At 64.5% G+C, this 20,205-nt stretch carries 20 protein-coding genes, 4 tRNA genes and 1 pseudogene; 13 read left to right on the top strand and 12 right to left on the bottom strand.

All coding sequences use genetic code 11. The annotated features are described in order from the left end of the window. Positions 1–76: 76 nt before the first annotated feature. The 8 genes from clpX to CC207_RS17570 all read right to left on the bottom strand — a co-directional run bounded on the left by clpX (position 77) and on the right by CC207_RS17570 (position 4,654). Positions 77–1,360 carry an ATP-dependent Clp protease ATP-binding subunit ClpX gene (clpX, locus tag CC207_RS17605; RefSeq protein WP_028692635.1) on the bottom strand — a complete coding sequence of 428 codons (1,284 nt, stop codon included), beginning with the start codon at positions 1,358–1,360 and terminating at the stop codon, positions 77–79. A 108-nt stretch (positions 1,361–1,468) separates the two neighbouring features. Then, complete coding sequence (gene clpP / locus CC207_RS17600) at positions 1,469–2,110, bottom strand: ATP-dependent Clp endopeptidase proteolytic subunit ClpP (RefSeq protein ID WP_043213484.1); 642 nt, start codon at positions 2,108–2,110, stop codon at positions 1,469–1,471. 91 nt (positions 2,111–2,201) lie between these two features. After that, on the bottom strand, positions 2,202–3,515 hold the full coding sequence (gene tig / locus CC207_RS17595; protein WP_028692637.1) for a trigger factor: 1,314 nt from the start codon (positions 3,513–3,515) through the stop codon (positions 2,202–2,204). A gap of 248 nt (positions 3,516–3,763) precedes the next feature. Beyond that, a complete protein-coding gene (locus tag CC207_RS17590; RefSeq protein WP_028692638.1) occupies positions 3,764–4,063 on the bottom strand; it encodes a DUF6388 family protein in 300 nt (99 codons plus the stop codon). A 150-nt stretch (positions 4,064–4,213) separates the two neighbouring features. Beyond that, a tRNA-His gene (locus CC207_RS17585) sits at positions 4,214–4,289 on the bottom strand. Between the two features lie 36 nt (positions 4,290–4,325). Then, positions 4,326–4,410: transfer RNA gene (locus CC207_RS17580), tRNA-Leu, on the bottom strand. Between the two features lie 56 nt (positions 4,411–4,466). Then, positions 4,467–4,542: transfer RNA gene (locus tag CC207_RS17575), tRNA-His, on the bottom strand. Positions 4,543–4,577: 35 nt separating this feature from the next. Continuing rightward, positions 4,578–4,654: transfer RNA gene (locus CC207_RS17570), tRNA-Arg, on the bottom strand. Between the two features lie 255 nt (positions 4,655–4,909). Between CC207_RS17570 and folD the strand changes: the two genes are divergently transcribed. From folD to CC207_RS17530, 8 genes are all read left to right on the top strand, one after another. After that, complete coding sequence (gene folD, locus CC207_RS17565; protein WP_028692666.1) at positions 4,910–5,764, top strand: bifunctional methylenetetrahydrofolate dehydrogenase/methenyltetrahydrofolate cyclohydrolase FolD; 855 nt, start codon at positions 4,910–4,912, stop codon at positions 5,762–5,764. 199 nt (positions 5,765–5,963) lie between these two features. Beyond that, on the top strand, positions 5,964–6,881 hold the full coding sequence (gene ctlX, locus CC207_RS17560) for a citrulline utilization hydrolase CtlX (protein WP_028692667.1): 918 nt from the start codon (positions 5,964–5,966) through the stop codon (positions 6,879–6,881). Positions 6,882–6,900: 19 nt separating this feature from the next. Then, positions 6,901–7,947, top strand: a complete 1,047-nt coding sequence (locus tag CC207_RS17555; protein WP_028692668.1) for an ornithine cyclodeaminase — start codon at positions 6,901–6,903, stop codon at positions 7,945–7,947. A gap of 422 nt (positions 7,948–8,369) precedes the next feature. Continuing rightward, positions 8,370–9,152 (top strand): ABC transporter substrate-binding protein, encoded by a 783-nt coding sequence (locus tag CC207_RS17550; protein WP_028692669.1) that lies wholly within the window; start codon positions 8,370–8,372, stop codon positions 9,150–9,152. 68 nt (positions 9,153–9,220) lie between these two features. Continuing rightward, complete coding sequence (locus tag CC207_RS17545; protein WP_028692670.1) at positions 9,221–9,928, top strand: ABC transporter permease; 708 nt, start codon at positions 9,221–9,223, stop codon at positions 9,926–9,928. Beyond that, on the top strand, positions 9,925–10,638 hold the full coding sequence (locus CC207_RS17540; RefSeq protein ID WP_028692671.1) for an ABC transporter permease: 714 nt from the start codon (positions 9,925–9,927) through the stop codon (positions 10,636–10,638). Before CC207_RS17545 ends, CC207_RS17540 begins: the two co-directional genes overlap by 4 nt. A 4-nt stretch (positions 10,639–10,642) precedes the next feature. After that, positions 10,643–11,455: an ABC transporter ATP-binding protein gene (locus tag CC207_RS17535; protein WP_230962600.1), complete on the top strand. Its 813-nt coding sequence runs from the start codon at positions 10,643–10,645 to the stop codon at positions 11,453–11,455. A gap of 13 nt (positions 11,456–11,468) precedes the next feature. Next, positions 11,469–11,960 (top strand): Lrp/AsnC family transcriptional regulator, encoded by a 492-nt coding sequence (locus CC207_RS17530; RefSeq protein WP_028692673.1) that lies wholly within the window; start codon positions 11,469–11,471, stop codon positions 11,958–11,960. A gap of 52 nt (positions 11,961–12,012) precedes the next feature. Here CC207_RS17530 and CC207_RS17525 read toward each other — a convergent pair whose 3' ends face one another. The 3 genes and pseudogenes from CC207_RS17525 to CC207_RS28380 form a co-directional block, all read right to left on the bottom strand. Next, positions 12,013–13,695 (bottom strand): bifunctional diguanylate cyclase/phosphodiesterase, encoded by a 1,683-nt coding sequence (locus tag CC207_RS17525; protein WP_028692674.1) that lies wholly within the window; start codon positions 13,693–13,695, stop codon positions 12,013–12,015. 12 nt (positions 13,696–13,707) lie between these two features. Then, entirely contained in the window at positions 13,708–14,817 is a 1,110-nt protein-coding gene (locus CC207_RS17520) for a methyl-accepting chemotaxis protein (RefSeq protein ID WP_371349884.1), read from the bottom strand. A gap of 174 nt (positions 14,818–14,991) precedes the next feature. Further along, a pseudogene (locus CC207_RS28380) lies at positions 14,992–15,306 on the bottom strand (PAS domain-containing protein); the annotation flags it as partial. 243 nt (positions 15,307–15,549) lie between these two features. Between CC207_RS28380 and CC207_RS17515 the strand changes: the two are divergent. The 4 genes from CC207_RS17515 to CC207_RS17500 all read left to right on the top strand — a co-directional run bounded on the left by CC207_RS17515 (position 15,550) and on the right by CC207_RS17500 (position 18,865). Continuing rightward, a complete protein-coding gene (locus CC207_RS17515) occupies positions 15,550–15,864 on the top strand; it encodes a helix-turn-helix domain-containing protein (protein ID WP_088852489.1) in 315 nt (104 codons plus the stop codon). A 209-nt stretch (positions 15,865–16,073) separates the two neighbouring features. Beyond that, positions 16,074–17,384 carry a C4-dicarboxylate transporter DctA gene (locus tag CC207_RS17510; protein WP_028692677.1) on the top strand — a complete coding sequence of 437 codons (1,311 nt, stop codon included), beginning with the start codon at positions 16,074–16,076 and terminating at the stop codon, positions 17,382–17,384. A 70-nt stretch (positions 17,385–17,454) separates the two neighbouring features. Beyond that, positions 17,455–18,156 carry a FadR/GntR family transcriptional regulator gene (locus tag CC207_RS17505; RefSeq protein WP_028692678.1) on the top strand — a complete coding sequence of 234 codons (702 nt, stop codon included), beginning with the start codon at positions 17,455–17,457 and terminating at the stop codon, positions 18,154–18,156. A gap of 19 nt (positions 18,157–18,175) precedes the next feature. Further along, positions 18,176–18,865 (top strand): GntR family transcriptional regulator, encoded by a 690-nt coding sequence (locus tag CC207_RS17500; RefSeq protein ID WP_088852488.1) that lies wholly within the window; start codon positions 18,176–18,178, stop codon positions 18,863–18,865. Here CC207_RS17500 and CC207_RS17495 read toward each other — a convergent pair. Further along, the gene (locus CC207_RS17495; RefSeq protein WP_082750390.1) at positions 18,762–19,427 is read right to left on the bottom strand and encodes an isochorismatase family protein; all 666 of its coding nucleotides are present in this window, start codon (positions 19,425–19,427) and stop codon (positions 18,762–18,764) included. The two genes, CC207_RS17500 and CC207_RS17495, sit on opposite strands and share 104 nt — an antisense overlap. A gap of 99 nt (positions 19,428–19,526) precedes the next feature. Between CC207_RS17495 and CC207_RS17490 the strand changes: the two genes are divergently transcribed. Then, a complete protein-coding gene (locus CC207_RS17490) occupies positions 19,527–19,970 on the top strand; it encodes a GNAT family N-acetyltransferase (protein ID WP_088852487.1) in 444 nt (147 codons plus the stop codon). Positions 19,971–20,205: the final 235 nt, after the last annotated feature.

Here is a 20,205-nt window from a genome sequence, read left to right as displayed (position 1 = left end):
AAATTACAAGCGCCCAGGCCATGAAATGCAAAAAGGGGCCAAAAAGGCCCCTTCGTGCGTGCTGCCCCTTGCCCGATCAGGCGTCGGGGGCGGCCTTGGCCTGCGGCTCGCTGTTCTCGTAGATGAGCAGCGGCTGCGACGAGCCTTCGATGACGCTTTCGTCGATCACCACCTTGCTGACATCCTTCTGCGAAGGGATCTCGTACATGGTGTCGAGCAGCACGCCTTCGAGGATCGAACGCAGGCCACGGGCGCCGGTTTTGCGCTCCAGTGCCTTGCGCGCGACGGCCTTGAGTGCATCGCTGCGGAACTCGAGGTCGACGTCTTCCATCTCGAACAACTTGGCGTACTGTTTGGTCAGCGCGTTCTTCGGCTCGGTGAGGATCTGCATCAGCGCAGCCTCGTCCAGCTCGTCCAGGGTCGCGAGCACCGGCAGGCGGCCGACGAACTCCGGAATCAGGCCGAACTTGACCAGATCGTCCGGCTCGACCTCACGCAGCGACTCACCGACCTTCTTGCCCTCTTCCTTGCTGCGTACTTCGGCACTGAAGCCGATGCCGCCTTTGGTCGAGCGGTTCTGGATGACCTTTTCCAGGCCCGAGAAGGCGCCTCCGCAGATGAACAGGATATTGCGGGTATCGACCTGCAGGAACTCCTGTTGCGGGTGCTTGCGGCCCCCTTGCGGCGGCACGGAGGCCACGGTGCCTTCGATCAGCTTCAGCAGCGCCTGCTGCACGCCCTCGCCCGAAACGTCACGGGTGATGGACGGGTTGTCCGACTTGCGCGAGATCTTGTCGATCTCGTCGATGTAGACAATGCCCATCTGGGCCTTTTCCACATCGTAGTCGCACTTCTGCAGCAGCTTCTGAATGATGTTCTCGACGTCCTCACCGACATAACCAGCTTCAGTCAGGGTGGTGGCGTCGGCAATGGTGAACGGCACGTTCAACAGGCGCGCGAGCGTCTCGGCGAGCAGCGTCTTGCCCGAGCCGGTCGGCCCGATCAGCAGAATGTTGCTTTTGCCCAGTTCGACTTCGTCGCCTTTCTTGTCACGCTGGTTCAGGCGCTTGTAGTGGTTATACACCGCTACTGCCAGGACCTTTTTCGCGCGCTCCTGACCAATCACGTACTGGTCCAGGATGCCGCTGATTTCTTTCGGCGAGGGTAACTTGTGCGCGTTGCTCTCGGCCTGGGCTTCCTGCACCTCCTCACGGATGATGTCATTGCACAGGTCGACGCACTCGTCGCAGATAAATACCGAGGGGCCGGCAATCAATTTACGCACTTCATGCTGGCTTTTGCCGCAGAAGGAGCAGTAGAGCAATTTGCCGTTGTCCTCGCCGTTACGGGTGTCAGTCATTCGATCGATCCAATCCGGTAGGCTTGAAACACAAGATGAAGGCAATCGCTGGCTTTTTCAAGTCCGCGCTCGGGCGCAATCCGCGCCCGAACGCTCTGGCGTATTGCTTCAGGATGCCAGTTGCCGCTTGTCGTAGACCGAGTCGATCAGGCCGTACTCGGCCGCGCGCGCGGCGCTCATGAAGTTATCGCGCTCGGTGTCGCGCTTGATGGTCTCGAGGTCCTGACCGGTGTGATGGGCCAGCAACTCGTTCAGGCGCGCCTTGATGTTGAGGATTTCCTGGGCGTGGATCTCGATGTCGGTCGCCTGGCCCTGGAAGCCGCCCAACGGCTGGTGAATCATTACGCGCGAGTTGGGCAGGCAGTGGCGCTTGCCGGCGGCACCGGCCGCGAGCAGGAAAGCACCCATGCTGCAGGCCTGGCCGATGCAGATGGTCGAGACATCCGGCTTGATGAACTGCATGGTGTCGTAGATCGACATGCCGGCAGTTACCGAGCCGCCCGGGGAGTTGATATAGAGATGGATATCCTTGTCCGGGTTTTCCGCCTCAAGGAACAGCAGCTGCGCCACCACCAGGTTGGCCATGTAGTCTTCTACGGGGCCAACCAGGAAGATCACGCGCTCCTTCAGGAGGCGCGAATAGATGTCGTAGGCGCGTTCGCCACGGGCGGACTGCTCGATAACCATCGGGACCAGGCCGCCTGCGGCCTGGATGTCAGAGCTCTGCTGAATATAAGAATTGCGGGACATGTCCTGCACTCACTCCCAAATAGTCATGGCTTGAATACGCACAAGCCAGCGCGAAGGCTGGCTTGTGGGGGTTTCCTACGAGAGTAGCCTGTTACTCAGCGTCGGCAGCAGCCTGTGCTGGCTTGACGGCTTCTTCGTACGAGACCGATTTGTCAGTCACAGTCGCTTTCTGCAGGACAGTATCTACAACTTGCTCTTCCAGCACAACCGAACGGACTTCGTTCAGTTGCTGGTCGTTCTTGTAGTACCAGGCGATGACCTGCTCAGGCTCCTGGTAGGCCGAGGCCATCTCTTCGATGACTTCGCGAACCTTGGCTTCGTCCGGCTTCAGGTCGAACTGCTTGACCACTTCGGCGACGATCAGGCCCAGCACGACACGGCGCTTGGCTTGCTCTTCGAACAGTTCGGCTGGCAGTTGGTCAGGCTTGATGTTGCCACCGAACTGCTGGACGGCCTGCACGCGCAGACGATTGACTTCGTTTTCCAGCAGGGCCTTAGGCACGTCGACCGGGTTGGCGGCCAGCAGACCGTCCATGACCTGGTTCTTGACCTTGGCCTTGATGGCCTGGCGCAGTTCACGCTCCATGTTCTTGCGAACTTCGGCGCGGAAACCTTCCAGGGTCGATTCCTTGATGCCGAACTGGGCGAAGAAGGCTTCGTTCAGCTCAGGCAGCACAGGGGCGGAAACGCTGTTGACAGTGATGGTGAACTCGGCGGCCTTGCCGGCCAGATCCAGGTTCTGGTAGTCCTCTGGGAAGGTCACGCTGACCACGCGCTCTTCACCGGCCTTGGCGCCAACCAGGCCTTCTTCGAAGCCCGGGATCATGCGGCCGGAACCCAGCACCAGCTGGGTGCCCTTGGCCGAACCGCCGGCGAAGGCTTCGCCGTCGATCTTGCCAACGAAATCGATGTTGACCTGGTCATCGTTGGCAGCAGCGCGCTCGACGGCCTCGAAACGGGTGTTCTGCTTGCGCAGGACTTCCAGCATGTTGTCCAGGTCGGCGTCAGCCACTTCGGCGCTCAGGCGCTCGACGGCGATCGACTCGAAACCGGCAACGGTGAATTCAGGGAAGACTTCGAAGATGGCGACGAACTCGAGGTCCTTGCCTTTCTCGAACGATTTCGGCTCTACGGCAGGGGCGCCAGCCGGGTTCAGCTTCTGCTCGACAATGGCTTCGTAGAAGGAAGCCTGGACCAGGTCACCGAAAGCCTCTTGACGGGCATCGGCTTCGAAACGCTGGCGGATCACGCTCATCGGCACCTTGCCCGGACGGAAGCCGGCAACCTTGGCGCGCTTGGCAGTCTGCTGCAGACGCTTGTTGACTTCGTTCTCGACGCGCTCGGCCGGAACGGCGATGGTCATGCGGCGCTCGAGAGCGGAAGTGTTTTCAACAGAAACTTGCATGGATATTCCTCGTTGCACAGACGTTAGCCGGCGATAGCCCGACTCCAGAATCAAGGGCAAACATTCTAGTGACTCATCAAGCAGAAGTCACCCCACCCGGATTGTCGGCGGGCCGCGCCGGTCGATTTCCTTGAAAGGCCCGCCCGCCTTGGCGTCGAGCCTGTTTCAATCACGGCCGCGCAGGCCCTTGTGGCCCGCGCGATTGTAAAACCTTGTCAAACAAACAACAGCCAGAAAGATCGTCCGGCTTACTGCGGATCGAGGTCGTTGAACTGGCAGTATTCTTCCCAGGCCATGCCCAGCGCCTCGGCCACCTCGCGATGAGTCTCCAGGCGCATGGCCTGCAGTTGTTCCGGCGACTCGGCGATCAGTTGCAAGGCATACTCCCAGGGCTCGACGCCCTGCTCCTGAGCCGCATCCTCGAACGCCCACTCGATCTGCTGGGCCTGCTCGCGGGCATCCAGCTCGCGGATCTCCTCGAGCAGTTGCGGATTGGCCTCGGCGAAACGTTGCAGCGCCAGGGCCTGGCGCGCTTCTTTTGCAATCATCTGCGCTATTCCTCTGCCGGCATCTCGGCCAGCCCTTCAACCGGCTGAAATCTATCAGCTTTTATCGCTCCGCCACCAGTAGCCACAAGGCCCGTACGGCAGAAACGAAAAAGGCGCCCGATCATCCGATGCGGGCGCCTTCTTCAAATATGGGGTGGACGATGGGAATCGAACCCACGACAACCGGAATCACAATCCGGCGCTCTACCAACTGAGCTACGCCCACCATAATGCAGTGTTGCGGTACAGCCTTACAGAAACATGGTGCGGACGAAGAGACTCGAACTCTTACAGCTTGCGCCGCTGGAACCTAAATCCAGTGTGTCTACCAATTTCACCACGTCCGCATGAAACTCAAAAACAAAGGCGCCGGATCATTCAATCGAGGCGCCCCTGCAGAATCTGGGGTGGACGATGGGAATCGAACCCACGACAACCGGAATCACAATCCGGCGCTCTACCAACTGAGCTACGCCCACCATATTGCGGTACTGCTTACTTGCCCAGGCCTTAATGGCGCACCCGGCAGGACTCGAACCTGCGACCATCCGCTTAGAAGGCGGATGCTCTATCCAGCTGAGCTACGGGCGCTTAAGCTTACAGTCCAGCCGAACAAACGAACCGCTTATTCTGCCCGACTTTGCCAACCCGTGCCAGGCAGTGCCCGACAAGTGCGGCGAATCTTATAGGCGACCCTGCAGGTCGTCAACACCTTTCGCAAAAAAATTTAAATTATTGAAGGGGTTAGGGGATTTGCCCGACCACTCGCCTTTGCCCTTGGGCCGTGTCGTGCGAGAATGCGCGCTTCTTATATATGTTCCCTTCTCGATGGTTAATCACGCGTCTATGACTGCACACCTAATCGATGGCAAGGCGATCGCCGCCAACCTGCGCCAGCAGATCGCCCAACGTGTCGCCGAGCGCCGCCAGCAGGGCCTGCGCACGCCTGGCCTGGCGGTGATCCTGGTCGGTACCGACCCGGCCTCCCAAGTCTATGTCTCGCACAAGCGCAAGGACTGTGAAGAGGTCGGTTTCATCTCCCAGGCATTCGACCTGCCCAGCGAGACCACGCAGCAAGCCCTGACCGACCTGATCGATCGCCTCAACGATGACCCGGCCGTCGACGGTATCCTGCTGCAGCTGCCGCTGCCCGAGCACCTGGACGCCTCCCTGCTGCTCGAGCGCATCCGCCCGGACAAGGACGTGGACGGTTTCCACCCCTACAACATCGGCCGTCTGGCCCAGCGCATCCCGCTGCTGCGCCCGTGCACGCCGAAGGGCATCATGACCTTGCTGGAGAGCACCGGCCAGGACCTGTACGGCATGAACGCGGTGATCGTCGGCGCATCCAACATCGTCGGCCGGCCAATGGCCATGGAGCTGCTGCTGGCCGGCTGCACCGTCACCGTCTGCCACCGCTTCACCAAGGACCTGGCCGGCCACGTCGGCCGCGCCGACCTGGTGGTGGTCGCCGCCGGCAAGCCGGGCCTGGTCAAGGGTGAATGGGTCAAGGAAGGCGCCATCGTCATCGACGTCGGCATCAACCGCCAGGACGACGGCAAGCTGGTCGGCGACGTGGTCTACGAGACCGCCCTGCCCCGCGCCGGCTGGATCACCCCGGTGCCGGGCGGCGTAGGCCCGATGACCCGCGCCTGCCTGCTGGAGAACACCCTGTATGCGGCTGAAGAGCTGCACAAGTAGGTTGTTCCGGCAATGACGCAACGGCGCCTCTCGAGGCGCCGTTTTCGTTTGAATGCCCGTCTCCACGGAGCCACAGCCGATTCGGCTGGCAACCCATCCATTTCAGCTGGACCGGCTGCCCACCTCTCACGCTTCAGCCGGGATTGCCTCGCGATCCCCCTGACAATGGTCACACAGCCCACCCGTGGATGCGTGCCCAATGCAAACAACAAATACCGTCCTCATGATTCGCCCGGCGCGGTTCGCCTTCAACCCCGACACCGCCGCCAACAACCGCTTCCAGCAGGCGCCGTCGGACCCTCAGGCCGCCAGCGAAAAGGCCCTGGAAGAATTCGACGGCTACGTCGACACCCTGCGCCAGCATGGCGTCGATGTGCTGGTGGTGCAGGACACCCCTGAACCTCACACCCCCGACTCGATCTTCCCCAACAACTGGTGGAGCAGCCACGCCGACGGCAGCCTGGTGCTGTACCCGATGGAGGGCGAGAACCGCCGCCTGGAGCGCAGCAAGGGCGTGCTGGGCGTGCTGCGGGAGCGCTTCGCCATCCAGCGCACCATCGACCTGAGCCCGCTGGAACAGCAGAATCTGTTCCTCGAGGGTACCGGCAGCATGGTCCTGGACCGCGAACACCGCATCAGCTACGCCTGTCACTCCGGGCGCACCCACGAACACGCCCTGCGCCAGTTCGCCGAGCGCCTGGACTATCGCCTGTGCCTGTTCCACGCCGTGGACCGCCACCAGGCGCCGATCTACCACAGCAACGTAATGATGAACGTCGGCCGCCAGCTCGCCGTGGCCTGCCTCGACGCCCTGCCCCACCACGATGAACGCCGTGCCCTGGAGCATTCGCTGCGCGATACCGGCAAGCAGGTGCTGGCGCTGAACTTCGACCAGCTGGAGAACTTCGCCGGCAACATGCTCGAAGTCCACGACCGTGACGGCCGCTCCCTGCTGGTGATGTCTCGCAGCGCCTGGAATGCGCTCGACGCCGCCCAGCGCCGCCAGGTCGAGCGGCACAGCCATCCACTGGTGGTGAACATCGACCATATCGAACGCATCGGCGGCGGCAGCGCGCGCTGCATGCTCGCCGAAGTCCACCTGCCCTCGCGCCACTGACTCGACAAGGAAAATCATCATGACCCGCTACATCGACGTGCACGACCTCGCCCACCTGGTCAACCGCAAGGGATTGCCCACCTGCCTGGCCGAGATGGCCGAGTACATCCGCCAGGACTACCTGCGCTGGCATGACTTCGAGAAATGCCCGCGCCTGGCCAACCACTCGGCGGACGGGGTGATCGAGCTGATGCCGGTATCCGACGCCAACCTGTACGCCTTCAAGTACGTCAACGGCCACCCGAAGAACACCCATGACGGCCTGCTGACGGTCATGGCCTTCGGCGCCCTGGGCGATGTCGACACCGGCGCGCCGGTGCTGCTCAGCGAGATGACCCTGACCACCGCCATCCGCACCGCCGCCACCTCGGCCCTGGCCGCCCGCTACCTGGCGCGTCCGGACAGCAAGCGCATGGCGCTGATCGGCAACGGCTCGCAGAGCGAGTTCCAGGCCATCGCCTTCCATGCCTTGCTCGGCATCGAGGAAATCCGCCTGTTCGACATCGACCACAAGGCCTCGGCGAAACTCGCGGCCAACCTGGCCGGTTTCCCGCAACTGAAACTGATCATCGCCGACAGCGTGGCCGAGGCGGTGCGCGGCGCCGACATCGTCACCACGGTCACCGCCGACAAGGCCTACGCCACCATCCTCACCCCGCAGATGATCGAGCCGGGCATGCACCTCAATGCCGTGGGCGGCGACTGCCCGGGCAAGACCGAGCTGCACCGCGACATCGTCGAGCGGGCGCGGGTGATCGTCGAGTACGAACCGCAGAGCCGGATCGAGGGCGAGATCCAGCAGATGCCAGCGGACTCGCCGACCACCGAGTTCTGGCAGGTGGTCGAGGGGATCGCCGCCGGGCGCGAGAACGCCGCGCAGGTAACGCTGTTCGACTCGGTCGGCTTCGCCCTGGAGGACTACTCGGCGCTGCGCTATGTGCTGGATGTGGCCAGGGCGCTGGACATCGGGCGCGACATCGCGCTGGTGCCGCAGTTGGAGAACCCGAAGGACCTGTTTGCCCTGCTGCAGCCGAAAGTGGCGCAACGCAAAGCCAGCGCCGCCTGACCGGCTATACGCAACCCTGTGGGAGCGGCCTTGCCGAGGCGTCGGACCGGTCGGAAAGGGCTGCGCAGCGGCCCCAGGGTTTGAGCTACGCAGCCGATATTGCCGGGGCCGCTCTGCGGCCCTTTCCGACCGGTCCGACGCCTCGGCAAGGCCGCTCCAGGGCCCGCGTAAACAGCGACCGACAAGCATGGCAGCCTCTCGGCCTGACAGAAACCGCCGTCGCACTTCCATAAAACTTTGTCGCAGCAGCCGATTCGGCTGCAGAAAGAAACTTTACAGCCGAATCCGGCAGCCCATGCGCAGGCAAACGACACAAAAAACCTGTCTATCTCGCGCATTCTGAGCCCGACCCATGAGTCACCGACGGACCTACACGCGCTAATCGCCCTACTACCAATAACAACACCCAGGGACCCAAGACCATGCCCTCCATGCGAAAACGCCTCGGCGTGCTGCTGTTCTCGTTGTGCGCCACCACCCTCACCCAGGCCAAGGAGTGGACCGAGATCCGCTTCGGTGTCTTCCCCGAATACCCACCGTTCGAATCCGTCGCCGCCGATGGCAGCCTGCAAGGCTTCGACATCGACCTGGGCAATGCCATCTGCGCCAAGCTGCAGGTCAAGTGCACCTGGGTGCACAACGAATTCGACGGCATGATCCCCGCCCTGCGCGCGCGCAAGTTCGACGCCATCATGTCGTCCATGGCCGTGACCCCGGCGCGGCTGAAACAGATCGATTTCAGCAACCGCCTGTTCCTCAGCCCCACCTCGGTGATCGTGCGCAAGTCGGCCGACTTCGGCGACAGCGCCGAATCGCTCAAGGGCAAACAGGTCGGCGTGCTCCAGGGCTCGCTGCAGGAGGCCTACGCCCGCGCCGTGCTGGCGCCGCTGGGCGCGCAGGTCAAGGCCTACCAGAGCCAGGACCAGAACTACGCCGACCTGCTCAACGGCCGGCTCGACGCCACCGTCACCGACAAGCTCGAAGCCCAGTTGAACTTCCTCTCCAAGCCCGAGGGCGCCGACTTCAGGAGCGGTCCGGCGATCAAGGACCCGACCTTGCCGCTGGATATCGCCATGGGCCTGCGCAAGACCGACCCCGAGCTCAAGGCCCTGCTCGACAAGGGCATCGCCATGATCCACGCCGACGGCACCTACGCCGAGATCCAGAAGAAATACGTCGGCGACCTGGACATCTACAACGAGTGACCCGGCAGGCCGCCCCTCCCTGTGGGAGTGGGGCGGCCCCGCGATAGCCTCCCCGCGAGACCCCTCTCATGCACGACTTCCTCACAAGCGGCCTGCAAGGCTTCGGCCCGCTGCTGGCCCAAGGCACCTGGATGACCGTCAAGCTGGCCTTGCTGTCACTGGCGTTGAGCCTCGCGCTCGGCCTGATCGGCGCCAGCGCCAAGCTGTCACGGTCCCGGCTGCTGCGCTTGCCGGCCACCCTCTACACCACGCTGATCCGCAGCGTCCCTGACCTGGTGCTGATCCTGCTGATCTTCTACAGCATGCAGATCTGGCTCAACGACCTGACCGAGGCGCTGGGCTGGGACTATGTCGAGATCGATCCGTTCGGCGCCGGGGTCATCACCCTGGGCTTCATCTACGGCGCGTACTTCACCGAGAACTTTCGCGGCGCCATCCTCAGCGTGCCCGCCGGCCAGCTGGAGGCCGCCACGGCCTACGGCCTGAGCCGGGCGCAGCGGTTTCGGCTGGTGCTGTTCCCGCAACTGATGCGCTTCGCCCTGCCGGGGCTGGGCAACAACTGGCTGGTGCTGCTCAAGTCCACCGCGCTGGTGTCGATCATCGGCCTGGCCGACCTGGTCAAGGCCGCGCAGAACGCCGGCAAGAGCACCAACGACGTGTTGTTCTTCCTGTGCCTGGCGGGCCTGGTGTACCTGGTCATCACCACCTTGTCCAACCGCCTGCTCAAGCACCTGGAGCGGCGCTACAACATCGGCATCAAGGAGCTGGCGCGATGATCGAACTCCTTCAGGAATACGGCCTTGCTTACCTGTACCACGATGGCAGCGGCCTGTCGGGCCTGGCCATGACCCTCTGGCTGTTCCTGGCCAGCATGGTGCTGGGCTTCGCCCTGTCGCTGCCGCTGGCCCTGGCACGCACCTCACGCCACGCCTACCTGCGCCTGCCGGTGCAGCTGTACACCTTCGTGTTCCGCGGCACGCCGCTCTATATCCAGCTGCTGATCTGCTATACCGGGCTCTACGGCCTGCAAGTGGTGCGCGAGCATGCCCTGCTCGACCAGTTTTTCCGCAATGCGCTCAACTGCACCCTGCTGGCGTTCGTGCTCAACACCTGCGCCTACACCGTGGAGATCTTCGCCGGGGCCATCCGCAACCTGCCCGCCGGCGAATTGGAAGCGGCCCAGGCCTACGGTCTGCGCGGCTGGAGGCTCAACCTGTTCCTGGTCCTGCCGGCGGCCCTGCGCCGTTCGCTGCCGGCCTACAGCAACGAGTTGATCCTGATGCTGCACGCCACCTCGCTGGCCTTCACCGCCACCGTCGCCGACATCCTCAAGGTGGCCCGCGACGCCAACGCTGCGACCTTCCTGACCTTCCAGGCCTTCGGCGTCGCCGCCCTGCTGTACATGCTGCTGTCCTTCGCCCTGGTCGGCCTGTTCCGCGTGGCCGAACGTCGCTGGATGCGCTTCCTTGACCCTGCACGAGGCTGAACCCATGACCGCTACCGCACTGCCACTCACCACCTTCGAACAGGCCCCAAAGGCACGTGCCCATGCCGGCACCCTCAAGCTCAGCGTCGACGGCCTGCACAAGCACTACGGCGAGCACCAGGTGCTCAAGGGCGTCTCGCTGCAGGCGCGCAAGGGCGACGTGATCAGCCTGATCGGCGCCAGCGGCTCGGGCAAGAGCACCTTCCTGCGCTGCATCAATTTCCTCGAAAAGCCCAACGCCGGCAGCATCACCCTCGACGGCCAGACCCTCGACCTGAGCAAGGGCACTCCGCCAGCGGCCCAGCTGCAGAACCTGCGCACGCGCCTGGCCATGGTGTTCCAGCATTTCAACCTGTGGAGCCACCTGACGGTGCTGGAGAACATCTGCCTGGCGCCGCGCAAGGTGCTGGGCATCAGCGCCGGCGAAGCCGAGGCGCGGGCGCGCAAGTACCTGGACAAGGTCGGCCTGCCGGCCCGCGCCGCCGACCAGTACCCGGCGTTTCTCTCCGGCGGCCAGCAACAGCGCGTGGCCATCGCCCGGGCGCTGGCCATGGAGCCGGAGATCATCCTGTTCGACGAGCCCACCTCGGCGCTGGACCCCGAGCTGGTCGGCGAAGTGCTCAAGGTGATACAGACGCTCGCCGAGGAAGGACGTACCATGCTCATGGTCACCCATGAAATGGGGTTCGCCCGCCAGGTGTCGAGCCAGGTGCTGTTCCTGCACCAGGGCCTGGTCGAGGAAAGCGGCAGCGCCGAGATCCTCGACCGGCCACAGAGCGAGCGCCTGCGGCAGTTCCTCTCCAATCGTCTGAAGTGAAGTCACGCCGCCTATGGATAACAAGGCCATCACCCCCGCAGCTACACCGCTGGATCGCATCGACGAAGCGATCATCGACGTGCTGCGACACCAAGGAAGGATCACCTACGAGAAGCTCTCCACCCTCGTTCACCTGACCCCCAGGCCCTGCCTGGAACGGGTGCGCAAGCTGGAGCGGCGCGGGGTGATCCGCGGTTACGGGGCAATCATCGACCTGCAGCAGGTCTCCCCCGGGTTGTCGTTGCTGGTGCTGGTGGCCTTGTCCAACCAGAGCGGGCGCTCGGCGCAACGGGCCTTCGAGGCCACCGTGCGCGCCTGCCCGCAGGTCTACGAGTGCCAGCTGATCAGCGGGCACTTCGACTACAGCCTGCGTATGCGCTGCCGCGACATGGAGCACTACCGGGTGCTGACCGAGACCTGGATGAACAACGACGAGCTGCATATCGACAAGCTCGTGGCCCATCCGGAGCTGGCGGCGGTGAAGAGCACGGCGCCGCAGGCGTGAACAGGCACGGCCCCTGCAGGAATGGGTTAGTCCGTTCCTGCAGGGAGCAAGCTCAGCGCCACGCCTGTGGCTGCCGGTAGCCCGCCACCCACTGCGCCACCGCCTCCACCGGCATCGGCCGGGCAATGCCATAACCCTGGGCCAGTTCGCAGCCCAGCCCCATCAGCACCCTTCCGTGCTCGACAGTCTCCACGCCCTCGGCGATCACTTCGCGCCCGAACGCCCGCGCCAGGCCGATCACCGCGCCAGTAAGAGTCAGGTCGTCATGGTCATGAAGGATGTCGCGCACAAAGGACTTGTCGATCTTGATGGTCTGCGCCGGCAGGCGCTTGAGGTAGCTCAGCGAGGAATAGCCAGTACCGAAGTCGTCCAGCGAAAAACGCACGCCCAGGGCTCGACAGGCATCCAGGCAACGTCCGACCCGCGGCAGGTTGTCGATCGCCACCGATTCGACGATCTCCAGGTCCAGGCGCCCGGGCGACACCCCGGGATGACGCGCCAGCAGGCGCTCAAGGCGCTGGGCAAAGTCGCCGCGCTGCAGCTGGCGGGCGGCGATGTTGACGCTCAGTGACCAATCGCGCCCGGACAGTTGCCACTGCTGCAACTGGGTCAAGGCCTGGTCGATGACCCACTCGCCCAGCTCGACGATCAGGTCGGTCTGCTCCACGAAGGGCAGGAACTCCCCCGGCGGCACCGGCCCCTTGGATGGATGCATCCAGCGCAGCAAGGCCTCGAAGCCGATCACCTGACCGCTGCGCATGTTCACCTTGGGCTGGTAGTGCAGGCACAGTTCGCCCTGGCGCAGGGCCTGGCGCACCCGCGCCACGGTCTGGTGGGTGGCCTTGAGCTCGAGCTCCTGGGACACGTCGAACAGGTGGTAGCGGTTGCGTCCGCGCTGCTTGGCCACGTACATGGCCTGGTCGGCGTGGCGCACCAGGGTGTCGGCATCCTCGTCATCCTGCGGGAACAGGGTCACGCCGATGCTCGCGCTCAGGCTCAGCGACTGCTCGCGCACCACATAGGGCGCAGCTAGCGCCTGGAGGATACGCTGCAACGCGGCATGCAACTGCTGCGGGCCTTCGATATGGCGCAAGATCAGCACGAACTCGTCACCCGACAGCCGCGCCACCGCATCACCGCCACGCAGGATGTCCTGCAGGCGTTGGGCGACCTCCACCAACAGCAGGTCGCCGGTGGCATGGCCGTAGCCGTCGTTGACCGCCTTGAAGCCATCGAGGTCGAGCATGCATACCGCCAACGGAATACTTTCCCGCCGGGAGAACGCCAAGGCCTGGTTGAGCAGGTCGGACAGGTAGGCGCGGTTCGGCAGGCCGGTCAGCACGTCATGCCCCACCCGCCACTGCAGGGTGTGCAGCAACTGGCGCTTCTCGGTGACGTCGAAGCGGATCGACACGTATTTGCGCACCCGGCCGGTGTGCGGGTCGATCAGCGGCACCATGGTGCTGTCCACCCAGTACAGCGAACCGTCCTTGGCTCGGTTGCAGATCTCGCCTTTCCACACCCGGCCGGCGGCCAGGGCGCGCCACATTTCGAGGAAGAAAGTCGGCTCGTGCAGCCCGGAATTGAGGATGCGGTGGTTGGCTCCCAGCAGTTCCTCGCGACTGTAGCCGGAGATGCTGCAGAACTGCTGGTTGACGTAGGTGATGCAACCGCGCAGGTCGGTCTCGGAAAAGATCGCGGCCGCATCGACGGCCGCGCGGTAGTTGTCGTCCATAACCCTCGCAACCTAGCGGTTGAAGCGCTCCACCAGGGCGCGCAGCCCGGCGCACACTTGCTCCAGTTCTGCGCCGCGCACGGCTGCGGCATTGGCGCGGCGGGCGCTCTGCTGCACCGTGCCGGCCACACCGTTGATCTGCCGCGAGACATCCTCGGCCACGCTGGACTGCTCCTGCGAGGCCGCGGCCATCTGCTGGCTCATGTCGCTGATACGCTGCACCGCGTGCTGGATGCCCTGCAGCGCCTCCTGGGTCAAGGCAACCTGGGCCACACCCTGCTGCGCGCCCTCCAGGCCCTGGCTGGCGATGCTTACCGCCTGCTCGGCACCGCCGCGCAGGCTGTCGATGATCGACTGGATATGCAGGGTCGACTGACGGGTCTTGTCGGCCAGGGCGCGGACCTCGTCAGCGACCACCGCGAAGCCACGCCCCTGCTCGCCGGCGCGCGCCGCCTCGATGGCGGCGTTGAGCGCCAGCAGGTTGGTCTGCTCGGCGATGGCGCGGATCATTCCGGCTGCCTCGGCAATTGCACCGGTCTGACCGGCCAGGTCGTTGACCGCCTGGTTGATCTGCCCGACCGTGCCGGCCAGGCTCTGGATCGCCGCGCCGGTGGCGTCAGCCACCTGACTGCCCTGACCGGCCAGCAGGTGCGCGGTATGCGCCTGCTCGGCGGTCAGTTGCACGTGGCCGGCGACCTCGCCAATGGAAGCGGCCATCTCGGTCATGGCGGTGGCGGTGAGGTCAGTCTCGGCACGCTGTTCGAGCAGCGCCGACTCGGTACTGCGCGACAACCGTCCGGCATCCTGAGCGGCGCCGGCCATCTGCACCGCGAGGTCGCTCAGGCGGGTGAGCGCGGTCTTCAAGCGCGCCTCCTCGCTGACCAGGATCAGCTCCAGCTGCCCGGCGGCACCAGGCAGGTCGCTATAGGTCAAGGCCGCAACCGGGTCGCTGAAGGTGTTGTCCGCAACCTGGACGATGCGCCGCAAGTGGCGCCCCATGCGGCTTTGCGCCCACAGGCCGACGCCGGCGAACAGCGCCAGGGTCAGACCTTGGGCGGGCAGGTCCGGCAATACCTGGCCGGCGCCAATGGCGACGGCCCCCGCCAGCAGCGGCAACGCCATGGCCCGCCCCAGCAGGGCCAGGCGCCGGGTCGGCGATAGCGCCGCCTGGCCCTCACGCAGCCGGGCGTACAGGGCTTCGGCACGGGCCACCTGCTCGCGGGTCGGACGCACGCGCACCGACTCGTAGCCGACCACCTGGCCGTTGTCGAGCATCGGCGTAACGTAGGCGTTGACCCAATAGAAGTTGCCGTTGCTGCAGCGGTTCTTGACGATACCCATCCAGCTGCGACCGGCCTTGAGGTACTGCCACATCAGCTCGAACACCGCCTCGGGCATGTCCGGGTGACGCACCAGGTTGTGCGGGCTGCCGATCAGCTCCTCCTGACTGTAGCCGCTGATGGCGGCGAACTCGGCGTTGCAGTAGGTGATCAGGCTGGCCGTATCGGTTGCCGAAATCAGCCGCTGGTGCTCGGGGAAGCTTTGCTCGACCGGATTGACCGGCAGGTTCTGACGCACGATGAGACTCCATTCATATACGGGCCGACGCATGGCCTGACAGGAGGCCAGGTGCGCCGGAACCGGTCATCCTGGATCAGTTCCAATGTCCGACAACGCTTGCACACGGGCCGGCAAATGGCCGGATCGCCTTGGACGACGACTTGAATGACTGATCAATCAAAGCGGCGAATTCTACGAATTCCATCACATTTTGCAAATAAAGGTGACGAATCATGGCGTTGCGCCATATCGACATATATCGTTAAGTGCTTGATTCTAAATGGGAATTGAGCGATGACGAGAACAGGTCTAGGTCCAGCCCTGCGCCGCTACCGCAAACTGGCGGGCCTCACTCAGGCGCAACTGGGCGAGCGAACCGGCTTCGACCCCAAGACCATCAGCCGCTTCGAGACCGGCACCTATACCCCCAGCGTCGAGTCGTTGGTGGGCTTCGCTGATGTCCTGGGGGTCAAGCCAAAAGTGTTCTTCAGCGACCCCGAAGACGAAGAAGAACAACGCGCCTACCTCTTCGGCGTGATCCATAACGCCCCCCCCAAGGACCTCGGCAAGCTGATCGCCGCCGTCGATCAGGTGCTGGCAAAGCCATGAAATCTCCCCCGGCACCACGCTAGAGCAGAAGCCGCGTCAGTGCACCTCAACTGGTAAGACCGGTAAGGCCAAAATCGCTTGCATTGTAGGAAATTTCGGAGTTTTATGGCTCGGCAGTGAACAAACCGGTAAGACCACAATAATTAAGTCCTGCGCTCTTTCGCTCCGTGTGGCTTGGGGGGCAAGGACACCGACCAGAGACTCCTCCCATGCTCAAATGGTGTTCGCGTTCGATCTTCCTCCAGGTTGTGCTCGGCCTTGCCCTCGGCATTGTCTGCGGCCTGAGCTTCCCCGACCTGTCCCTGCAACTCAAACCCCTGGGCGACGGCTTCATCAAGCTGATCAAGATGCTCATCGGCCTGATCGTGTTCTGCGTGGTGGTCAGCGGCATTTCCGGCGCCGGCGACCTGAAGAAGGTCGGGCGCATCGGCCTGAAATCGGTGATCTACTTCGAAGTGCTGACCACCCTGGCCCTGGTGATCGGCCTGGTGTTCGCCTTCTCCACCGGCATCGGCAGCGGCGCCAACATCCACCTCGACCAGCTGTCCAGCGCCGACGCTGGCGCCCTGGCCGAGCGCGGCGCGCACATCCACAACACCACCTCCTTCCTCATGGACCTGATCCCCACCTCGGTGGTGGGCGCCTTCGCCGACAACAACATCCTCCAGGTGCTGCTGTTCTCGGTGCTGTTTGGCAGCGCGCTGAACCTGGTGGGCGAGTCGGCCTCAGGCATTTCGCGGCTGATCAACGAGCTCAGCCACGTGATCTTCCGCATCATGGGCATGATCGTGCGCCTGGCGCCGATCGGCGTGTTCGGCGCCATCGCCTTCACCACCAGCAAGTACGGCCTAAGCTCGCTGCAGCACCTGGGCGGTCTGGTGGCGCTGTTCTACCTGACCTGCGCCGGTTTCGTGCTGATTGTCCTCGGCACGGTGATGCGCCTGTCGGGCCTGAAACTGCTGCCGTTCATCAAGTACCTGCGCGAGGAGCTGTCCATTGTCCTCGGCACCGCCTCCTCCGACGCCGTGCTGCCCCAAGTGATGCGCAAGCTCGAACACCTCGGCATCGGCAGCTCCACCGTCGGCCTGGTGATCCCCACCGGCTACTCGTTCAACCTCGATGGCTTCTCCATCTACCTGACCCTGGCCATCGTGTTCATCGCCAATGCCACCGGCACGCCGCTGGCGATGACCGACCTGCTGACCATTCTTCTGGTGTCGCTGGTGACTTCCAAAGGTGCCCACGGCATCCCAGGCTCGGCCCTGGTGATCCTTGCCGCCACCCTGACCGCGGTACCGGCGATTCCGGTGGTGGGCCTGGTGCTGGTACTGGCCGTGGACTGGTTCATGGGCATCGGCCGGGCGCTGACCAACCTGATCGGCAACTGCGTCGCCACCGTGGCCATCGCCCGCTGGGAGAAAGACATCGACCTGGAACGCGCCCACAACGTGCTGGCCAACAAGCCTGGCTTCGCCCCGATCACCCGCAAGCAGGGCCAACCCCATCAACAGGAATTCTAAGCCCAAGGCCGCCGGCGCCCAGCGCCGGCCGGCCAAGCGCAAAGATGCCGCGTCAACCAAGGAGCGAACCGTGATCAGCTCTTCGACCGTAGTCAATTCAGTGGTGGAGAAACTCCGCCAGGCCCTGGCCCGTGGCCAGTGGCGCAGCGGCGACATGCTGCCCGGCCAGCGCGAGCTGGCCGAACAACTGGGGATCAGCCGGCCAAGCCTGCGCGAGGCGGTGATTGTCCTGGAAACCCTGGGCCTGGTGCGCTCGATGCCCGGCAAGGGCGTGCTGGTGCTGGATGCCGACGTCACCCAGGCGCAGGAGGCGGACACCGTCGCCGAGGCCAGCCTGGCCGACGTGCTCGAGCTGCGCTACACCCTTGAACCCTTCATCGCCGGGCTGGTGGCGCAATCGGCCGGCAGCCAGGACATCGGCCAGCTGCGCCTGACCCTGATGGACATGCGCGAAGCCCTCGAGGCCGGTGACAGCGAGGCGGGGATCAACGCCTACATCACCTTCCACGAGGCGCTGTTCGCCCTGACCACCAACCCGATCTTCCAGAGCGTGGTGCAGCAGACCGGCAATGCCCTCAAGCAGAGCGCCGCCATGCTGCGCAACTCGCCCGAGCACCTGGCCGCGCGCCTGAGCGAGAACGAAGCGGTGGTGCGCGCCATCCGCGAACGCAACAGCGCCAAGGCCAGCCAGCAAATGCGCCAGCACATCCTCGCCGAGGGGCAGCGCATGGGCATTGCCCTGAACATCCCGGACGACCAACCAGGCACCTGAACAAAGAAGGAGAGCGACCATGACCGCCTGCGCCCCAGCCGCCCCCCGCCTGCCTGCCCTGCTCGGTGCCGGCGAGACCCGCCTGTCGGCGGAGCAGATCTATCCACGGCTGTTCGACGCCATCCTAGAACAGCGCCTGCCGCCCGGCAGCGCCCTGACCGAGCAGGCGCTGGGCAATGCCTTCGGTGTCAGCCGCACGGTGATCCGCCGGGTGCTCGGGCGCCTGTCCGACCAGCAGGTGGTGGTGCAGCGCCCCAGCCATACCGCGCACCTGGCCGCGCCCGACCCCGAGCAGGCGCGCCAGGTACTCAGCGCCCGGCGCCTGGCCGAGACCACCTTGATCGGCCTGGCCACCCAGCGCGCCCGACCGGCGCAGATCCGCCAACTGCGCCAGCTGGTCGAGCGCGAGCGCCAGCACCATGAGCGCGGCGAACGCTGCACGGCGATCCGCCTGGGCGGCGAGTTCCACATGAAACTGGCGCAGATGGCCGCCAACGCACCACTGGCGCGCTTCCTCAACGGCCTGGTGCCGATGACCTCGCTGATCATCGCCCGCTATGAGTCACCATGCTGCGAGCACTGCGCGTGGCAGGAGCATGCGGCGATCATCGATGCGGTGGAAAGCGGCGACGGCGAGGCTGCGCTGGCGCTGATGCATGATCATCTGGACCGCCTTGAGGCCAAACTCGATCTGGATCCGACTGGCTGAATCGGGCGAACGCCACCGCCTCGACATCCGGCAGGACCACCACTTCATCACCCAACGACCATTCCGCCGCCCGCGCCGCCAAGGCGGCGGACACGCCGGGTGAACCGCCCGGGCCGGGCGGCACGTCGTACGTGGCGTGGGCATCGTGCGCCAGCAACACTTCGAAGCCCCGTTGCAGCGCGGCGCGGGCGGTGGCGGCCAGGCACATTTCCGAGAGCAGGCCGCACAGGGCCAGGCACTGGACACCCAATTCGTGCAGCAAGGCCTGCAGGCCAGTCTCGACGAAACCATCGTCCTCGGTCTTGAACAGCACGTACTCGCCACGACCCGCCGGAAAATACAACTGCCAGCCGGCTGTGTGCGGGGCGTCCGGGGTGTCGGGCGCGCCGTCGTTCTGCAGGAAGATCACCGGCACGCCGGCCTGCCGCGCCCGCGCCAGCAGGCGGGCGATGCTCGCCTGCAGGGCGAGGTGACCGGGGACGGCGTCGGCCCCTTCCATGAACGCGCATTGCACGTCCACCAGCAACAGGGCCTCGGCCCGGGGGATCGGTTCAGCGGACATGCGATGTTCCAGGACGCGGGATGAAACGTCGAGCATAGCGCAGCACCAGGGCACGCCGTACCATACCCGTCGAATCATCACAGTGCCCCGGAGGCCAACATGCAGCACACTATCGCGCCAGCGGGTGCGGAACACTTCGATCGGCTGGCCGATCTGTGGGAAGCCTCGGTACGGGCGACCCATGACTTTCTTCCCGACGGCTACATCGAGCGCCTGCGTCCGCTGGTGCGCGAACAGTACCTGGGCTTTGTCGAGCTGCGTGCCTGGCGTGACCAGGAAGGCCATATCCGCGGGTTTGCCGGGGTGCATGACGGCAAGCTGGAAATGCTCTTCGTCGACCCCGCCTGCCGCGGCCAGGGCATCGGAAAGGCGCTGCTGGCCAGCGTGGTCGAGGAGCTGGGCGTGCGTGAGGTGGACGTCAATGAACAGAACCCGCAGGCGGTGGGGTTCTACCTGAAACAGGGGTTCGTCCAGGTCGGCCGATCCCAGGTGGATGGTCAGGGCGATCCGTACCCATTGCTGCACTTGAAGCTGGAGGGGTGAGCATGTCATTCACGCCTGCAAAGGGGGCCGCTCTGCGGCCCATCGCGGTGCAAGCCCGCTCCCACAGGTACTGCGTGGCGGTCCCTGTGGAAGCGGGCTTGGCCAAGACAAACCTATACTTCGGGTAATCACCCAGCCTCTCGCCAAGGGGGCAATCCGCGTGAAATCAATCCTCGTGATGTTTGCGCTCTGCCTCCTGCTGGCCCTTGCCGGCTGCGCCGGCAAGGGCCAGCAG

This window comes from Pseudomonas sp. DrBHI1, from assembly GCF_002205115.1.
Lineage (GTDB): Bacteria > Pseudomonadota > Gammaproteobacteria > Pseudomonadales > Pseudomonadaceae > Aquipseudomonas > Aquipseudomonas mosselii.
This window is presented reverse-complemented; position numbering and strand designations above follow the sequence as displayed.